At 74.0% G+C, this 777-nt stretch carries 1 protein-coding gene; it reads left to right on the top strand.

The annotated features are described in order from the left end of the window. Window positions 1-137: 137 nt before the first annotated feature. Window positions 138-777 (top strand): response regulator (locus tag AC27IO_RS24990; protein WP_498741314.1); only part of this gene is annotated, 640 nt, incomplete at its 3' end.

The following is a 777-nucleotide window of genomic DNA, read 5'->3' as shown; positions in this document are numbered from 1 at the left end:
GGCCGCCGCCGTGCGCGAGCGGCTGCGCAGCGCACGCGACGGTCTGCCCGGGCATGCCGCCGCGCTGGCGCAGCTGCAGGCCTGCGCGGACCGCTTCGACTTCGACGCCCTGGCCCACCTACTGCGAGAACCCGAACATGACGAACTCCCCTGACAGCGCGCAGGCCGCCGCCCCGCGCCGCGTCATCCTGGTGGTGGACGATGCACTGGACACCCTGCGCATGCTGTGCGATGCGCTGGCAGGCGAAGGCTATGCCGTGCTGGCCGCGCGCGATGCCGAAGAAGCCATCGAGCGCTTCGAGGTGACCGTGCCCGACGGCGTGCTGCTCGATGCGGTGATGCCCGGCACCGACGGCTTCGCGCTGTGCCGCCGCATCAAGGCCACACCGCCGTGGGCGCACGTGCCCATCGTCTTCATGACCGGGCTGTCGGAGACCGAGCAGATCCTGCGCGGCTTTGCCAGCGGCGGCGTGGACTATGTGGTCAAGCCCCTGCGCATTCCCGAGGTGATGGCCCGCCTGGCCACCCACGTGGCCAACGCGCAGGCCGCCCGGCTGGCGCGCGAGGCCGTGGACGTGGCGGGCCTGGGCGTGGTCGTGCTCGATGGCCAGGACCGCATCGCCTGGCGCTCGCCGCAGGCCACGCGCTGGCTGGAGGCCGCCTTCGGCGGGCACGACGACGCCACTGCGGGCGACCCCGCGCGCTGGCTGGCGCAGGCCCAGCGGCAGGGCGAAGCCAGCCACACCCCTGCCCGGCGGCTCCACGCTGCATGGCCCG

This window comes from Acidovorax sp. KNOB132, assembly GCF_057541515.1.
Note: the sequence above shows the minus strand (reverse complement) of the source record. Positions and strands in the feature narration are given on the sequence as shown.